The following is a 16,456-nucleotide window of genomic DNA, read 5'->3' as shown; positions in this document are numbered from 1 at the left end:
ACCGGTATCAAAAAATAACAGGCAACCGGCGGTATATTCCGTTGGTTGCTTGGCTATATAATAATATCGGGCATGTGTTTTAAAGTTACTGATCCATTAATTTATAAATTTTAAAAGAATGCGCGTTTATTTTGATAATGCCGCCACTACACCGCTTGACCCTGACGTAATGAAGGAGATGTACAAGGTGATGGAGAGCCAGTTTGGTAATCCTTCATCAATACATGCCCACGGCAGGGAAGCCCGTACTTTGATTGAGCGTTCGCGTAAAACGATTGCCGGTTTATTGCATACCTCGCCAGCCGAAATCTTTTTTACATCAAGCGGTACCGAGGCTGATAATACAGCCATCAGGTGCGGTATCATTGATCACAAAATTACCCATGCTATCACCAGCCCAACCGAGCATCACGCAGTGCTCCATACGCTGGAAGCAATGGAAAAGTCGGGTGTTATTAAATTAAGCCTGGTAAACATCGACAGCAAGGGTACTATTGATTACGATCACCTGGAAACATTATTGAAAGAAAATGAACGCAGTTTTGTTTCATTAATGCATGCCAACAATGAAATTGGTACATTATCGGATATGGAACGCATCGGCGATTTGTGCGAAACATATAATGCCATCTACCATTGCGATACCGTGCAAACCATGGGACATTATCAGCATGACCTTAGCAAGCTCAAAGCTCATTTCCTGGTTTGCGCCGCTCATAAATTGCATGGTCCTAAGGGAGTTGGTTTCCTGCACATTAATCATAAAATAAAGATAAAACCTTTTATTTATGGCGGTGCCCAGGAACGTAACATGCGCGGCGGTACCGAAAATATCTACGGTATAGTTGGTTTAGCCAAATCGCTTGAACTGGCTTATAATGAAATGGAGCAGCACCAAAATCATATCCAGGGTTTAAAATCGTATATGATGGAACAATTGATTGCCCATGTTCCGGGTGTAAGCTTTAATGGTGAAACTGATGCTGATAAAAGTTTATATACAGTACTGAACGTTTCATTCCCTGAAATGGAGATGAGCGATATGCTGTTATTTAACCTTGATATCGCCGGTATTTCTGCTTCGGGCGGAAGCGCATGCAGCTCGGGTAGTGATATTGGTTCGCATGTGTTAACGGCTATCGGTGCAAGCTCATCAAGGCCATCAGTACGTTTCTCATTCTCAAAGTATAACACTAAAGAAGAAGTTGATTTTGTAGTAGCCAAAGTTCGTGAACTTTGTGCTGTTAACGTATAAGCTTAAAAGCAAGTTATTAAAAAAGCCTTAAGAATTGATTTCTTAAGGCTTTTTCTTTTTATGAAGGTGACAAAGGTTAACTAATCTCTAACCTCTAATCTCTATCCTACAATTCCTTCCTCAACCTTGCTACCGGGATATTCATTTGCTCGCGGTATTTAGCTACGGTACGGCGGGCTATGTTGTAGCCTGCATCTTTAAGAATTTCGGTCAGTTTTTCATCGGCCAGCGGATGCCGTTTATCTTCTTTGCCAATATGCTCTTCCAGTATCTTTTTAACCTCTTTATTGGATACTTCCTCACCGCTTTCGGTTTGGATAGCTTCTGAGAAGAATGATTTTAGCAGGAAGGTGCCAAATTCTGTTTGCACATATTTGGAGTTAGCTACGCGCGATACTGTTGAGATATCCATACCGATACGGTCGGCGATATCTTTCAGGATCATTGGCTTTAGGTTTTTATCATCACCGGTCAGGAAAAACTCGTACTGGTATTGCATTATGGCATTCATGGTTTTAAGCAGCGTTTGCTGGCGCTGTTTAATAGCATCAATGAACCACTTGGCCGAATCAAGTTTTTGCTTTACAAACTGAACCGCCTCTTTCAGTTTTTTATCTTTTTGCGAAGCCTTGTCATAATGCTGGAACATTTCCTGGTACGAGCGGCTTACCCTGAGTTCGGGTGCGTTTTTTGAATTTAGGGTAAGTATGAGCGTACCATCATTGTTGGTGATATGAAAATCAGGAATCACCTGCATTTGTTTGGTGTTGATCTCGTTCGAGTCGCCGGGTTTGGGGTTAAGTTTTAAAATTTCATTAACAACGCCACGCAACTCAATAGAGTTCATGTTTAATGATTTTTCAAGCTTATCGTAATGTTTACGGGTAAACTCATCCAGGTAGTGCTCAACAACCTGTATCGCTTTTTTAATGATTGGGTCGTTAACATCCTTTTTGCGGAGCTGGATCAGCAGGCATTCCTGCAAACTGCGGGCACCTACACCGGCAGGGTCAAAACCCTGTATCACCTTTAACATGTCCTCAACTTCCTCGTCTTCGGCCAGTACGTTTTGTGAAAATGCAAGGTCATCAGTAAGCGACATGATAGGACGGCGGAGGTAGCCATCGTCATCCAGGCTACCTATTATCTGCTTGCCAATCATGAAGTCTTTATCACTTAAAGGCAACAGGTCTAACTGGGCTTGCAGGCTTTCAAAAAATGAACTTTGTACAGCAATCGGAATCTCTTTTCGCTCATCCTCGTCGTCGCCGTTTTGATCATAGCGTGAGCCATAATCGTTTAGGTTATCTTCCTGCAGGTAGTCGTCAATATTAAATTCATCCATCTCGCCTTTTTCCTCGTCGCTGTTGAAATTATCATCGTCGGGATCGCGGTCAGGATATTGTTCTTCGGGTTCGTTTAGGTTGGTAAGGCTCAGATCTTCAAGCGCCGGATTTTCCTCAAGCTCTTCTTTTATCCGGGTATCAAGCGAAACGGTAGGCACCTGCAGCAATTTTATAAATTGTATTTGCTGCGGTGAAAGTTTTTGTAAAAGTTTTTGTTGAAGGTTCTGTTTAAGCATATTTAAGATGTAGCCAAAAATACATCAAATTAATATTAACTAAAAATTACTTGGTGTATCTGCCGTAAAGTTGTTAAATGTTTTAAATACACCAATTGTTTTGTCATCAACAAAAAAACACTATAAATAGATTGTTTGTGTAATATTATTAACTTTAAGTAACCAAACTTTAATTTATGGCAATTGTAAAAGAGTTTAAAGAATTTGCAATGCGGGGCAACGTGGTTGATCTCGCAGTGGGTGTTATCATTGGCGCTGCCTTCGGTAAAATTGTTACATCCTTAGTGAATGATATCATTATGCCACCGATAGGGATGTTAACCGGTGGTATCGATTTTAAAGATCTTAAGTATGTGCTTAAGCCCGCGGTTGATAAAACTCCGGAAACGGCTATCAATTATGGTTTATTTATCAATAACATAATTGATTTTATCATTGTGGCATTCTGTATCTTTTTAATTGTAAAAGGTATCAATTCACTAAAGAAGAAAGAAGAAGCCGCCCCTGCAGCACCTCCCGAACCAACTAAGGAGGAAGTTTTACTTACAGAGATCCGCGATTTGCTGGCTAAAAAAGCTTAAAGCGATTTAGTTCATGGATCATAGTTCATGGATCATAGTTCATGGATCATAGTTCATGGATCATAGTTCATGGATCATAGTTCATGGATCATAGTTCATGGATCATAGTTTTTTGCCTTATATGGCTATAAGCTATGAACTATCAACCATTTGTTAATGGCTATGATCCATGAACTATCAACTATCAGAAAGTTTTCGGTAGTTTCGGGTCTGTTAGGATAATATAGTCGGCCATGCCGGCAAATTTGCTCCAGTCGGGGTTGTCGAAATTATCATCCGCATAGGTGGCTATATTAAGTATACGTGCCTTGGGCGCATATCTTTTTAATTGGGCTACTGCGCCCAGTTTTTCCTCGCTGTGAAATCCTCCGTTTAGCTGTAATATTTTAAATCCCGGATGACTTTTCAAAAATTTCGCTATCGACCAGCCCATTGTGGCGTCCCATAAATTTTGTGATTGATAGATCTGCATGCCCGGCATCGAAGCATGGCCTCCCATTATTTTCGCAAATTTATCGTAGTAAGCCCCGGTAGCCGTATCAATTGGCAGTGGAGCGAGGTAGCTTTTTGCTTGTGCATCGAGTTGTTTTAAAATATCAAGTCCGCCCCGTGTAACCATATTGGTATAGCGGGTAGGGGCATTGGCAGCTATTACAGGCAGGTGTTTGGTTTTCGCCAGTTCAATCAATGGTTTGTAATCCTTATAGTTTGGCCAGGTACGCGCGTCGGTGATCAGGTTTTTTTCGCGTATGAACCCTGCAAGATATTCGTTTAATACCAGCTGGCAATCTGTTTGAAACATCTCCATGGATAGCGCTGTTTTCTGCGGATATTTTTCAGCGAGTTTGTTCAATAAACTAAATTCAAGATAATGGGCGGTTGAATCGTTGTGCTCTTCTCCAAAGAAAATGACATCGGCATTGGCCATGTCATTAATAATATCATCAGGTGAGATAAGTTTTTGAGCTGATGTACTATATATTTTGTAATGGCTTGCCGGTAATTCCTGCGCTAAGGCTATTGCTGATATGAAGGTTAATAATATAGATAGGATGAATTTCATTTGTTATGATAAAGCGCTGAATTTACACTTTCCTAATGCTTTAGAGCTGTTTTGTTTAAAGTTTTTTGATAGGGAGTGTCATGGAAATGTCAGCTAATATTCTTTAAAGATTTACGACGATAAACTAATAATTAATCAATGGTTTAACTGTTTGTTTATCCGTGCTAATTATCGGCTGTTTGTTTTAGTTCATTCCGTTCATTTTTTCTGGAAATTATGTTATTACAAATTTAAATGCTAAGAAAATCTCTATTTTTCTTAATTGTGTTTTCCTCCCAATCGGGCCATCTTGGTTAAAATCAGGGTAATGTTTTTTTCGTTAATTGCGGTAATTTATTAACCGGCTTCGGCCACTAAACTATTGATTATTAATGAAAAAGAAACTTACCCTGTTGTGCCTGATGCTTGTGTGTTCGTTGCCGATCTTCGCTCAAAACTTTTTCACAGCCATCCAGACCAATGATATCCCCGGGGTTAAATTTTTGCTGAACAAGAGTGCTAATGTAAATGCGAAAGACGAAAATGGCGATAGCCCCCTGATCGTTGCAGTTAAAAACAACCAAATCAGAATTGTTAACCTGATACTGCAGGCCGATGTTAAAGTAGATTACAAAGACAAAGAGGGTAACACCGCTTTAATGCTTGCGGGTAAAAACGGCAACGCCGAAATTATTGATCAACTGCTGCATTATTATCCTAATATCAATATCCGTAATAGCAATGGCGCTACTGCTTTAATGTTAGCGGTTAATGAAGGTAATGCGGGTATAGTAAAAAGTTTGCTTGAGCATGGTGCAAATACCAAAATCAAGGATAAACAAAATAAAATCGCTGCCGATTATGCTAAGGATACCGGTAAAGCTGAGATGGTATCATTGCTGAACAAGACTACCCCGGTTACCGCCAGCCTTAAAAATACAGGATCATACGCCATCCCTTTTCAATAATACAAACAGAAGCATTTGTTAATGCGGCACGATCTGTAAAAACAAAAATCCCGGAAGGAAAGTCATTGGATACCTGTTCCGGGATTTTTATTTAGCCATTTCAGTATAGGGAGCCAAAAACATAGCAGATCAATTAGTTATTCTCAATAAAAAACACCTAATTTGCTGCTATTGAGTAGTTGTATGTATTTTATTATAAATAAGAAAAATAGTATTTGAACTATTGAATAAAATAACTACATTTGCGCTCTTGTTTAAAAAAGACGAATAGAATAAAATATAGCCATGAAAAGAACGTTTCAGCCTTCTCAAAGAAAAAGAAGAAATAAACACGGTTTCCGTGAACGCATGTCAACTGCTAACGGTAGGAGAGTATTAGCAGCCAGAAGAGCTAAAGGCAGAAAAAGATTAACTGTTTCTGACGAAGGCAGGCACAAAGCATAATTGAGGTTGCCCTGCCCTTATTTATAAGGGTTTGGAACCGCTTATCTGCTTTATCCTTCGGTTCAAAAATGGCAACTATGTATACTTTTAAAAAAGAAGAACGGTTATGTAACAAAAGGCTTATTGATAAGCTTTTTCATAGTGGTTCTTCTTTTTTATGTTATCCCTTCCGTGTTTCCTGGCTTGTTAATCCTGAGCCTCAGCTTCATCCTGCACAAATTCTTTTTTCTGTACCCAAAAAGCGTTACAAGCACGCTGTCGACCGTAACTTAGTGAAAAGACTAATGCGGGAGGCCTACAGGTTGCATAAACAACAGCATCTTTATGATATTCTGCAACAAACGGATAAAAGGATAATTGTTTCTGTAGGATATGTGGGGAAAGAAGTTGAACCATTCCTTTTCATCGAAAAAAAAATGCTGAAGCTGCTTGCCCAGCTTAGTAATGAATTAGCTGCTGCTGTACCGGTCGTGGCCAATTAATATGAAAAGCCTATGGGAGCAATTGTCAGATTTTTAAAAGCAATAGTCGGGGGGCTCTTCATCATCCTGATTAAATTTTACCAATATTTCATATCGCCGCTTTCAGCCGCTTCATGCCGGTATACACCCACTTGTTCACAATATGGTGTAGAAGCTATCAAAAAGCATGGTGCTTTTAAAGGCGGATGGTTAACCATTAAACGTATTGCCAGTTGTAACCCATGGGGCGGTCATGGGCACGATCCTGTACCTTAAATTTGTAATATGAGCCTGATACTTCAAATAGAAACAGCAACAACATCTTGTTCGGTAGCCCTTGCCCGTTATGGCGAGGTTTTGGGTTTTAAAGAAATAAACGCGCGCAATATCCACGCGGAGGTTATTACTTTATATATTGATGAGCTGCTGAATAATTCGGGGATACAGTACAATGATCTTGATGCCATTGCAGTAAGCAGTGGCCCCGGCTCGTATACAGGCTTACGTATCGGTGTATCAACCGCCAAAGGACTGTGTTTTGCGCTTGACAAGCCATTGATCGCCATTGAAACGCTTGAAGCGATGGCCTTTGGTGTTATTAATAATCCCGGATTTTTTGAAGATAACAACACTCTGCTGTGCCCAATGATAGATGCGCGACGAATGGAAGTTTACACCGCCCTGTTTGATAGTGAAGGCATCAGGGTACGTGAAACCGCCGCAGACATTATTGATGAGAATAGCTTTGCCGATTATTTGAAAGATAAAAAGATCATCTTTTTTGGTGATGGCGCCGAAAAATGCAAGAGCGTTTTAAGCCATAATCCTAACGCTAAATTTTTGGATGATTTTGCAAACTCTGCAACCTATCTTACCCAAAAGGCGGCTCAAAAGTTTGCAGACGGCGCTTTTGAAGATGTGGCTTATTATGAGCCTTATTACCTCAAAGATTTTATTGCCGGAAAAAAAGCCCTTTAATTATTGGTTTTAAAGATTCGGCCAAACAAACGTCCGAAGAAACCCTTTTCACCCATTGGGATATAGCTTGAGTTCATTGGATGCTCAATCACACGTCCGATTTTAAGGGAAAAACCCAGGAAAACATCCGCGCCGGTATAGTTGCCGATGCGGTTTATCTGTTGGTTATTACCTAAAGCCGCAAATGCAAACCGACCTGTGTTCAGCAAGCGCTCAGAACCTACAAAGAATTCGGCATTAGCTGATTTTACCATGATCTGAGCACCAAGATTAAAGAATTTGTAATCGTCATAAGTGGCCGACAAGGTAGCAATCAAGTTGTTTTTTTGTACTGAGTTAACCAACGCCCCGGTAAAACCGGTATCAAAAAATTCTTTTTGGGCTACAACAGTTGGAAAATATCTGAATGTTTTTTCATCATCAAGCCAATAGCTTTTCGACACACTTAACTCAGCTTTTGCGTTGGTTTTGGTGTTAAAAGATTTGACCGCTCCATTATCTGTAAGCAGGTCGTAAATGCCATTGTAAATATTTTCTTCGCGATGCTCGGATGTGATATCGGCTATATTGGTGGTGTTGTTAAAATCAGTAATGGTTGAGCGTTTATTCCAGTGTATAAAACCCAAGTCTTTTATATTACCCTGTATCAGCGTACCATCCTCTGTACGGTAAGTAGCACCCATAGATATCGAAGCGCCAGGATTACGAAACGTAGGTAAAAAATCACGGCTATCTAAGCGGCCGGGTACGTAACTTCTGTAAAACCGCCCCTGCATGTAAACATCTGCATTATCATTACTCGGGTCTACCAGGTCCCGGTTAATTTGCAGGCTTGACTCATTAACATCAATTTTATCATACTGAACACCAGAAAGATAACTTAGCTTAAAGCCAATTGACAATTGTTTGTTAATCTGTTCGCGGTAGCTGTAACTTAACTGATCATACATTTGTATCTTGTAATGATTGTTAAAGATGTTATCGTAATTGTTGTACGCAAAATTTGATGGCCCGTCAAGAAATGCTACTGATTCGTCGGTTGCCAGTCCTTTGCTTTCCAGTCTTGATTGGAACGAAAAACCCATTTCCACATTACCGTTCAGGCTGGTGAAAAGCTTAATCATTATTAAATATGCATTGCCGTTAGCATTAAAATGGTTTAAAGCGTTCCGGCCGATTTTTAATGACGAGGTATTGTAGTACGGAGGATCTCCAAACGCGCGGCTCTTGAGTGGTCGTTGTATGTTGCCGGTTAAAAATAAGTTAGCGTCGAAATTGGGGACAAAAAAATTGAAAGCTACAGCCCGGCTCGAATCGGGAATGAAAGACCTTTGTGATGGATTTTCAAAGGAATCATATAGCGTGCCCGTATTATATTGCGAAAACTGTTGAGCCGATACGGATAAAGAACAAAGGGTTAAAAAAAGAATAGTAAAGATCTTATTCATATTATAGCTCATACCTTTACCTTGAATTTATTTGAAAATAAGCCAAAGTTTATTGCCGGTAAAATTTATTACAAGTTTGAATTTGTAATCTTCTACGAAATTTACCGGGTATTGTTGTGTAAAGATCCGATAAAATTAATTTTTTACAGCACTTGTATCCGGAGCATTTAAACGCATACAAAAATTGGTGTAAAAATTCTTATCCGACGCCGTGAGTTGGAAAGCTGCTCCATAATAGTTTTTCCAGCCAGGATTATTGTTTTCAAAGGCATCATAAAACGGCTTTTTCAGGTCGCGTTTTAATACCGGCTGCATATTTTTAAAGTTGATAAAAAAAGCCACGTTACTTCTTTCGGCCAGTAAATTATCAAATTGTGTGTATTGATCTGTTTTGCCAATGAATTTGCGGTTAAAATAGGTATCGCTGTAACTCTCCAGTTCCGATACTGATGTAGAAAGTATGAGGTAGTTATCGATGATCATGAAGTAAGGCTTCCTGAATACGCTGAACGCATCGCCCAACAAAAAAAATGGTAGCTTTTCATAGTTAAACTGGCCAACCTTATCGGTAACCATATTGCTGATATTCATCATCAAGGGGAAAAGCCTTGATCCATCTTTAACCGAAATAATAGCAAACTTTTCAAAATAACGCGTAGTCACTATCGCAAATTCATTGCCGAGTAGTTTTTCAAACTCCGGTTTTATAAATAAGCCCGCCTCTGATTTTATTTTGTTCAAAAGTTCGTTTTTTTCTTTGCTTACTCCAGCCTTCTCATGCCATTGTGAAAGATCGGCCTCAAACTTTTTGGAATCTGAAACAGCGAAGCTCGTGCTGTAAGCCGTCGTGGCCGGGAATATATCTTTTAAATGATTCTCTACGGGTTGCTGTGCCGAAAAGATGTTCAAATAACTGGTAGCATTATTTTGCTTTGTGGTAAACCCGTTAAACATCAAAGCATCGCTTTTGTAATTTAAGTTTAACGCTGCATAGGCGGGCAACAACCTGAAGCTCTTAAAAATGTCGGTAGTTTTATTTGAAAACAGCTGATCAAAAAGCGGGTTAAGCTGGTTATAATTTATATAAAGGTTAGCAAGCGAATTTGAATTTTGTTGTTCGGGCAGCGGCACAAAGTTGTTGTGACCTTTATCTTGCTGATATATGGCGCTATGATCAATAAGGTCTTTTGAAAAGCTTCCTGAAAAAATATTATCTCCCCTCTGGATGATATAAAAATGTTTATCGATTGTTTTCAGGAAAATATTAAAGCCAGGGCTGCCTGCTATTTGCATGGGAGATACCTGCAGCGCATTTTTTGAGGAACTGTTCAAGTTGTTAAATAACGCCGGCGAAAAGTTTTTTGAAGCAGATACAGTCACTAATAAATTAACGTCATCATTATTGGCAGGATGCAACGAAATGAACATGTTTTGCCCGTTAAAAAACTGGCTCAACGGAGGATTGGTAATCAATATTTTGCGCAACGTATCAAGTTCCTGCAATTTTTCGTGGCCTACAAAAGCGTTCAGAAGCTGGTTGCCGGCGAAAATTTCATAGAAACCCTTTTCATTGTTAAACTCAAATACGGCTACGGCATTATCAGGTATAGCGTGCATAACCTGCCCGGTACGTACTCCCGGCGGACTCAAATTTTTAAAATATAATACCGTTACAAGCACGGTAGCTATAATTAAAAATATAGTGGTTACTATCAGTCGTTTCATAGCAGGGGTGTGCAGCAAATATAGAATTTTACCCCACGGCGTTAAAGTAATACTTTCAATTGGTTAACTTAGCTTTTTATATCTGCATGAACAAACAAATAATTATTACTGCTTCGTTTTTGGGTATGCTGGCCGTTATAACCGGTGCTTTTGGTGCACATGGATTAAAAGCTGTTTTAACACCTTCGCAACTTGAGGTTTGGCACACCGCTGTTCAATACAATTTTTACCACGTATTTGCCTTGCTATTCCTGGCCGCGTTTGCAGGTAAAAGGGATGGCGGGTTAATATCTGCTGCGCATTACCTTTTTACTTTTGGTATCATCCTGTTTTCGGGTTCGTTATACCTGCTTTCATGCCGTGATTTGTTAGGCTGGAACTGGCTGGTATACATGGGGCCAATTACACCTATCGGTGGTTTATTGTTCATATTAGGCTGGCTTATGCTGGCGCTAGCAGCTATCCGCAACAAATAATAAAACATGTTAGAGCTTGCCGAAATTGAACATACCGACCGTGAAACACTTTTTGCTGAAGTGATTTTGCCGTTGGCTATTTCAAAAAACTACACTTACCGGGTTCCTTATGATCAAAATAACGCTATTGCCATAGGCAAAAGGGTGGTGGTGCAGTTTGGTAAAAGCAAGCTTTATACAGCTATTGTTAAGGAGATAGGCAAACTCGCCCCGGAAAAGTATGAGGCTAAATATATCATCGAGATACTGGACGACCGCCCGGTTGTAACCCCCAAACAGCTTGAATTTTGGCAATGGCTGGCAGATTATTACATGTGTAATATAGGGGAGGTGATGAACGCGGCACTGCCATCAGCATTGAAACTGGCCAGCGAAACCCGTATAGTACTTAATCGCGAGTATGAGATAGATAAGGCTACACTACACGACAAGGAGTTTCTGATTGTCGAGGCTCTTGAAATTCAGCCCGAGCTTACTATTAGTGATATCACGAAGCTGCTGGGCCAAAAAACTGTAATGCCTATATTGAAAATGATGTTTGAAAAGAACATCATCAATATATCGGAAGAAGTAAGTGAGCGTTACAAACCCAGGAGACGTACTTTCATTACGCTTAACCCGGTGTACAACAACCAGGATAATTTACGGGAGTTGTTCCCGATACTGGAAAAACGCGCGCCTAAACAGGCCGATGCTTTACTGGCTTATATCAAGCTATCCCGTCATCAGAAAAACGTAACCAAAAACGAACTCATTGAAGAAAGCGGGGCGGGCGAATCGAGCATTAAATCGCTTATAGAAAAGGAAATATTTTTATCGGAAGACAGAAGTGTTAGTCGGCTGCATTTTGAAGAAGAGGACGAAGCTGCTGACAGCTTTGAACTAAGCGAGCAACAAACGGCTGTGCTGCAAAGTATCCGTGAGCAGTTCAAAGAAAAAGATGTTACGCTATTGCATGGTGTAACGTCATCCGGCAAAACACAATTATATGTTAGGTTGATAGAGGAAATTATCCGTAACGGAAAGCAGGTACTTTACCTGCTGCCGGAAATAGCACTCACAACCCATATTATTGAGCGGTTGCGGATGTATTTTGGTGCCGATATTGGTGTTTATCATTCACGCTTTAATGATAATGAACGTGTTGAAGTTTGGCAGAAAGTACTAAGCGGCGAATATAAAATAGTGCTCGGCGCACGTTCATCGGTATTTTTGCCTTTCGCAGATCTGGGGCTGATCATTGTCGATGAGGAACACGAAACTTCCTATAAACAATTTGATCCTGCGCCGCGCTACAATGCACGTGATGCGGCTATCTTTTTAGCTAATATGCACCAGGGTAAAGTGCTTTTGGGTTCGGCAACCCCATCGTTTGAGAGTTATTACAATGCGCGCACACATAAATATGGTTTCGCCGAGCTAACCGAACGATTTGGCGGTGTTGAACTTCCTGATGTTCAGGTGGTAAGCATTGCGCACGAGACCAAGCAAAAAACTATCCAATCGCACTTTACCAGTGTGTTGATGGAGGGCATAAAACAGGCACTTGAAAATAAAGAACAGGTTATCCTGTTCCAGAACAGGCGCGGGTATGCACCCATCCTGATGTGTAAAGTTTGCGCCTACACACCAAAATGTATCAATTGCGATGTAAGTCTTACTTATCATAAAAGCAGTGGCAAGTTGCATTGCCATTATTGCGGGTATAAGGAAGATACGCCATCTATTTGCCCGGCTTGCGGATCAACCCATTTGGAATATAAAGGGTTCGGCACCGAAAAGATTGAAGATGAGCTTAGCGTTTTATTGCCCGAGGCCAGGATTGCCCGTATGGATCTGGATACTACCCGCTCAAGAAACTCCCTGCAAACCATCCTTAATGATCTGGAAGAAAAAAAGATAGATATATTGGTTGGCACCCAAATGGTAGCCAAGGGGCTCGATTTTTCGGACGTGACGCTTATTGGTATTGTGAATGCCGATAGCTTGCTGAAGTTCCCTGATTACAGGGCGAATGAACGGGGATTCCAGTTGCTTGCACAAGTAAGCGGCAGGGCAGGACGGCGTGGCAAGCAGGGCAAGGTAGTGGTACAAACTTATGACATTTACCACCGGGTATTAAAGCAGGTAATTGATAACAACTATGCCGATCTGTATTTTACGGAAATGGAAGAGCGGAAAAGCTTTAAGTATCCACCGTTCTACCGGATCATAAACCTCGATATCAAACATAAAAACCCGGATGTGCTTTATAACCAGGCCGAGTATTTAGGTGCACGCCTCCGTGAGCATTTCGGCGAACGTGTGATAGGGCCGGAGCAACCACTTATCAGCAGGATCCGCAATTACTACATTAAAAGCATTATGCTTAAGTTTGAGAAAGATGGGATCTCTATCGTAAAAGCGAAATCCGTTTTACGGGATATAATCACCCAGTATTATACTACCAAACTCAGCACCGGAAGCATTGTACAACCCGATGTTGATCCGTATTAAAGTCTCAAGTTCTAAGTCGGAAGTGTTAAGTCCCAGGCTTGATTTTGACTTGAAACTGAGAACTCAAGACTCAGAACTTACGACTCAAGACTATTGACTTAATTCCAACCCCCAGTCTTTCCCTTTGTCTACAGCGGGAACTCCCTTATCCATCCAAACCGGCATGGGGGCACCTTTCAAAAAGTGATCGAAAAATTGCTGCTCACGTATGGTTATATCTTTTTTATTTTGGCGCAGAACAAGGTTGTGGGCCTCGCCATTATACTGTAACAGCCAAACAGGTTTACCTAAACGGCGCAGGGCTGTAAACATTTCGATACCCTGGTACCAGGGCACAGCCCCGTCGGCATCGTTACTCATGATCATTACCGGAGTTTTTACTTTAGGCAACTGGAACAGGGGCGAGTTTTCGATATACAATTCCGGCTTTTCCCAAAGGGTTGCACCTATGCGGCTTTGTGACCTTTCATATTGGAATTGCCTGTTCAGTCCAGATTCCCACCTGATGCCTCCATAGGCCGAAGTCATGTTGGCTACCGGCGCGCCTGCCCATGCAGCCGCATACATATTGGTTTGCGTAATGAGATAAGCTACCTGGTAACCGCCCCAGCTTTGGCCTTGTATCCCAATATGTGCTCCGTCAACCCAACTGTTCTTCTTCAACGTCTCAACTCCCGAATTGATAAAATCAACCGCCGAAGCACCCGGGTGCCCGGTTTGATAGCTGATATCAGGTGCGAAAACCAGGTAACCATTGCTCACAAAGAAGGAAATAGGCAAACGGGAAGGCGTAGGGGCCGGAGCTATATAATTGAAAAGCCCGTCCGAAAGTTTTTCGTAAAAGTAAACCACCATCGGGTATTTTTTAGTCGGATCAAAATCTTCAGGTTTATATAATATTCCGTTTGATTGATAGCCTTTTGGCGTAGTCCATTTAACAAGTTCGGCACTACCCCAGTTGTACTCGTTTTGTTGTGGGTTGATGCTGCTTAGTTTGATTTCCTTCTTCAGATCAGATGATACGTAAAGATCCGGCGACTGCTTATAGTTTGCCTTGGTATAGATATATACTTCGGCATTTTTTGCTTTCAGAAGGTTATCATAACTCATCGGGGCCATGCCAACTTTTTCAGGCTGGTTATTAGCCTCCGGGTATTTCCAGAAATACCCCCATTGCTTGGTTTCTTCGTTCTGTGTCAAAAGCCACATCGGTGCTTTTAGCGGGATAAATTTCTGCTCGGGATCGGTTTGATCATACCTGATGATGAGCTTGTTTTTGCGACCGATACCTTTGGTGAAGTTAAACGCATCGCCGTTTGCCGGATCAAAACGCCATATATCGTACCTGTCATAAATGAACACAGCCTTGTCACCAGCCGACCATCCTGCTAAACCATAAGCCGAAGCGTAGCCCGGCACGTCATTCAGCTCGTCGCCCATTTTAGTGCCGGTCGCTTTGCTCAGGTTTATTTTTTGCCCCGTCGCGATGGTATAGCAATACCAGGCTTGATCTTTAACATCAAACCAAAGCACATAATTGCCATGCGGCGAGATGTAGTAACGGCCCATAGATGTATTAACAAGCCTATGGTTACCACTTTTGGTATCAATTAAAATAGCCTGCTGTTTAGTGCTGCCTTCCCACTGCGCAGATACACGGGCACCGGTATCTGTAACGCCTAAAACATAACGGGCATCCTTGTTTTCGGCGGTTAGTATTTCGGGAATGGCCTTACTGCCTAACTGAACGGTTTTGCTGCCAGTTTCTTCGGGTTTAATAATCGCCAGGTAGCTTCGTTTTAATTCAGTTTGCAGGTTTTTAAGCTGCTGAGGCTGCAGATAGTCGTCTTTATAGTTCCAGATATCCAGTTTGGCTACTTCAAAATCAACAAGGGTTGTATCGGCAGTTTTAGGGATAGGAGCGGTGCCAAAGAAAAGGTTGTTGCCACTTTTACTGAAACTTACCTTACCATCGCCGCTTACCGCCCAATTGTTGGGTATACCCGCAGACCCGGCGGCGGCAATAACATCCGCGCTATCTTTTGTTATGTTATAATAATAAAGCTTGAAAGGTTTTATTAAGGCCTTTTCCGGGTTCTTTTCAGCAGTAAAAGCTATTTGCCTATCGGCATCGTCAATACTGATGTTATGGTAATTGCCACGGCCGGTACTCAGGCGTTTAACGGTGTTTTTTTCTGAATCGAATAGATAAAGGCCGGATATGATGTCTTTTTGTTTGGCCGGTGCTGTAACGGCAAAAGCTATCCATTTACCGTTTTTGCTTACCTGGTATTCGGTAACATATTTAAAGCTGCGTTCGGTGCCTGTTTTTAGTTTTCTAACCGTAAGGTCTGCACCTTCATGGGTAGGTGGGGCTACTGTTGCTGCTATCGCTTTCTTTGATGTATCGCCGGTTGTCGCCTTTTTGAGTGTGTCGGTTGTTGCCAGATACGCGATAACGGGTGCATCCTCCGCTACTTTAAATGAACGGATAGCCGGCACTTTAGTAACAGCTGAAGATCCCAACGCAACTATGCCTAAGGTATCTTTTGGGAAATCGGCCTGCTTTTTTTTCTTGATTTTGGCCTGCCTGGTATCTTTGTAAAATGGGCGGATCAGGCATACGGCAAATTTCGAATCGCTGGTTAGTTTAACTGTGTCAGCACGTGGTATCGTTAGTGTCCCCGTATTTTTAGCTGTTTTGATGATAAGCTCGGCATCTCCCTGTTGTGGTTTTATTACATAGCCTATCCATTTACCATCATTACTGATACGCTGACCAGCTATACTTTGCCATCCATCAAAAACACTATGGTCTAAGGGCTTTTTGCTTGTCTTTTGGGCAAAACCATGAAGCCCAAGAGCCAATAACAGGCTGGTTGAAAGTAAAAGTTTACGCATACAGGATAGATGTCAAACCTAAATATGCTTAAAACTTATGGTTAAAAGAAATTAACTATGGTAAAGTTACAATTGATGTTGGATAGCTATATGTGGTAT

The 16,456-nt window shown here is 41.3% G+C and carries 14 protein-coding genes; 9 read left to right on the top strand and 5 right to left on the bottom strand.

Annotated elements, in window-relative coordinates; genetic code table 11:
- The first annotated feature begins 118 nt into the window (after positions 1-118).
- A complete protein-coding gene (locus DUL71_RS11480) occupies positions 119-1,255 on the top strand; it encodes a cysteine desulfurase family protein (protein WP_114938202.1) in 1,137 nt (378 codons plus the stop codon).
- A gap of 106 nt (positions 1,256-1,361) precedes the next feature.
- Here the strand turns inward: DUL71_RS11480 and rpoN are convergent, their stop codons facing one another.
- Positions 1,362-2,837, bottom strand: a complete 1,476-nt coding sequence (gene rpoN, locus DUL71_RS11475) for an RNA polymerase factor sigma-54 (protein WP_112571623.1) — start codon at positions 2,835-2,837, stop codon at positions 1,362-1,364.
- 176 nt (positions 2,838-3,013) lie between these two features.
- Between rpoN and mscL the strand changes: the two genes are divergently transcribed.
- Complete coding sequence (gene mscL, locus DUL71_RS11470; protein ID WP_114938201.1) at positions 3,014-3,418, top strand: large-conductance mechanosensitive channel protein MscL; 405 nt, start codon at positions 3,014-3,016, stop codon at positions 3,416-3,418.
- Positions 3,419-3,602: 184 nt separating this feature from the next.
- On the opposite strand, the gene DUL71_RS11465 is transcribed toward mscL, so the two are convergent.
- On the bottom strand, positions 3,603-4,481 hold the full coding sequence (locus DUL71_RS11465; RefSeq protein ID WP_114938200.1) for a ChaN family lipoprotein: 879 nt from the start codon (positions 4,479-4,481) through the stop codon (positions 3,603-3,605).
- 371 nt (positions 4,482-4,852) lie between these two features.
- Here DUL71_RS11465 and DUL71_RS11460 point away from each other — a divergent pair, with 371 nt between their 5' ends.
- From DUL71_RS11460 to tsaB, 5 genes are all read left to right on the top strand, one after another.
- A complete protein-coding gene (locus tag DUL71_RS11460) occupies positions 4,853-5,428 on the top strand; it encodes an ankyrin repeat domain-containing protein (protein ID WP_114938199.1) in 576 nt (191 codons plus the stop codon).
- A gap of 285 nt (positions 5,429-5,713) precedes the next feature.
- The gene (rpmH, locus tag DUL71_RS11455; RefSeq protein WP_083878950.1) at positions 5,714-5,872 is read left to right on the top strand and encodes a 50S ribosomal protein L34; all 159 of its coding nucleotides are present in this window, start codon (positions 5,714-5,716) and stop codon (positions 5,870-5,872) included.
- A 77-nt stretch (positions 5,873-5,949) separates the two neighbouring features.
- Positions 5,950-6,354, top strand: coding sequence for a ribonuclease P protein component (gene rnpA / locus DUL71_RS11450; RefSeq protein WP_114938544.1), 405 nt, complete (start codon positions 5,950-5,952; stop codon positions 6,352-6,354).
- Between the two features lie 12 nt (positions 6,355-6,366).
- Entirely contained in the window at positions 6,367-6,609 is a 243-nt protein-coding gene (yidD, locus tag DUL71_RS11445; protein WP_114938198.1) for a membrane protein insertion efficiency factor YidD, read from the top strand.
- Between the two features lie 9 nt (positions 6,610-6,618).
- Positions 6,619-7,311 (top strand): tRNA (adenosine(37)-N6)-threonylcarbamoyltransferase complex dimerization subunit type 1 TsaB, encoded by a 693-nt coding sequence (gene tsaB / locus DUL71_RS11440; RefSeq protein WP_114938197.1) that lies wholly within the window; start codon positions 6,619-6,621, stop codon positions 7,309-7,311.
- Here tsaB and DUL71_RS11435 read toward each other — a convergent pair.
- Both DUL71_RS11435 and DUL71_RS11430 read right to left on the bottom strand, forming a co-directional pair.
- Complete coding sequence (locus tag DUL71_RS11435; protein WP_154402362.1) at positions 7,308-8,759, bottom strand: DUF5723 family protein; 1,452 nt, start codon at positions 8,757-8,759, stop codon at positions 7,308-7,310. The two genes, tsaB and DUL71_RS11435, sit on opposite strands and share 4 nt — an antisense overlap.
- 135 nt (positions 8,760-8,894) lie before the next feature.
- A complete protein-coding gene (locus DUL71_RS11430) occupies positions 8,895-10,484 on the bottom strand; it encodes a hypothetical protein (protein WP_114938195.1) in 1,590 nt (529 codons plus the stop codon).
- A gap of 86 nt (positions 10,485-10,570) precedes the next feature.
- Between DUL71_RS11430 and DUL71_RS11425 the strand changes: the two genes are divergently transcribed.
- Positions 10,571-10,960, top strand: coding sequence for a DUF423 domain-containing protein (locus DUL71_RS11425; protein ID WP_112571607.1), 390 nt, complete (start codon positions 10,571-10,573; stop codon positions 10,958-10,960).
- Between the two features lie 6 nt (positions 10,961-10,966).
- Positions 10,967-13,456 (top strand): replication restart helicase PriA, encoded by a 2,490-nt coding sequence (gene priA / locus DUL71_RS11420; protein ID WP_114938194.1) that lies wholly within the window; start codon positions 10,967-10,969, stop codon positions 13,454-13,456.
- 90 nt (positions 13,457-13,546) lie between these two features.
- On the opposite strand, the gene DUL71_RS11415 is transcribed toward priA, so the two are convergent.
- Positions 13,547-16,357: a S9 family peptidase gene (locus DUL71_RS11415; protein WP_114938193.1), complete on the bottom strand. Its 2,811-nt coding sequence runs from the start codon at positions 16,355-16,357 to the stop codon at positions 13,547-13,549.
- Positions 16,358-16,456: the final 99 nt, after the last annotated feature.

This window comes from Mucilaginibacter endophyticus (assembly GCF_003351025.1).
In the GTDB taxonomy this organism is placed as follows: domain Bacteria; phylum Bacteroidota; class Bacteroidia; order Sphingobacteriales; family Sphingobacteriaceae; genus Mucilaginibacter; species Mucilaginibacter endophyticus.
The sequence above is the reverse complement of the archived record's forward strand: the minus strand, read 5'-3'. Positions and strand labels throughout refer to the sequence as shown.

What these genes read in the sequence shown, in the direction of transcription:
- DUL71_RS11480 (WP_114938202.1), top strand. Translation starts at nt 119, where the DNA reads ATGCGCGTTTATTTTGATAATGCCGCCACTACACCGCTTGACCCTGAC.
- rpoN (WP_112571623.1), bottom strand. Translation starts at nt 2,837, where the DNA reads ATGCTTAAACAGAACCTTCAACAAAAACTTTTACAAAAACTTTCACCG.
- mscL (WP_114938201.1), top strand. Translation starts at nt 3,014, where the DNA reads ATGGCAATTGTAAAAGAGTTTAAAGAATTTGCAATGCGGGGCAACGTG.
- DUL71_RS11465 (WP_114938200.1), bottom strand. Translation starts at nt 4,481, where the DNA reads ATGAAATTCATCCTATCTATATTATTAACCTTCATATCAGCAATAGCC.
- DUL71_RS11460 (WP_114938199.1), top strand. Translation starts at nt 4,853, where the DNA reads ATGAAAAAGAAACTTACCCTGTTGTGCCTGATGCTTGTGTGTTCGTTG.
- rpmH (WP_083878950.1), top strand. Translation starts at nt 5,714, where the DNA reads ATGAAAAGAACGTTTCAGCCTTCTCAAAGAAAAAGAAGAAATAAACAC.
- rnpA (WP_114938544.1), top strand. Translation starts at nt 5,950, where the DNA reads ATGTATACTTTTAAAAAAGAAGAACGGTTATGTAACAAAAGGCTTATT.
- yidD (WP_114938198.1), top strand. Translation starts at nt 6,367, where the DNA reads ATGGGAGCAATTGTCAGATTTTTAAAAGCAATAGTCGGGGGGCTCTTC.
- tsaB (WP_114938197.1), top strand. Translation starts at nt 6,619, where the DNA reads ATGAGCCTGATACTTCAAATAGAAACAGCAACAACATCTTGTTCGGTA.
- DUL71_RS11435 (WP_154402362.1), bottom strand. Translation starts at nt 8,759, where the DNA reads ATGAATAAGATCTTTACTATTCTTTTTTTAACCCTTTGTTCTTTATCC.
- DUL71_RS11430 (WP_114938195.1), bottom strand. Translation starts at nt 10,484, where the DNA reads ATGAAACGACTGATAGTAACCACTATATTTTTAATTATAGCTACCGTG.
- DUL71_RS11425 (WP_112571607.1), top strand. Translation starts at nt 10,571, where the DNA reads ATGAACAAACAAATAATTATTACTGCTTCGTTTTTGGGTATGCTGGCC.
- priA (WP_114938194.1), top strand. Translation starts at nt 10,967, where the DNA reads ATGTTAGAGCTTGCCGAAATTGAACATACCGACCGTGAAACACTTTTT.
- DUL71_RS11415 (WP_114938193.1), bottom strand. Translation starts at nt 16,357, where the DNA reads ATGCGTAAACTTTTACTTTCAACCAGCCTGTTATTGGCTCTTGGGCTT.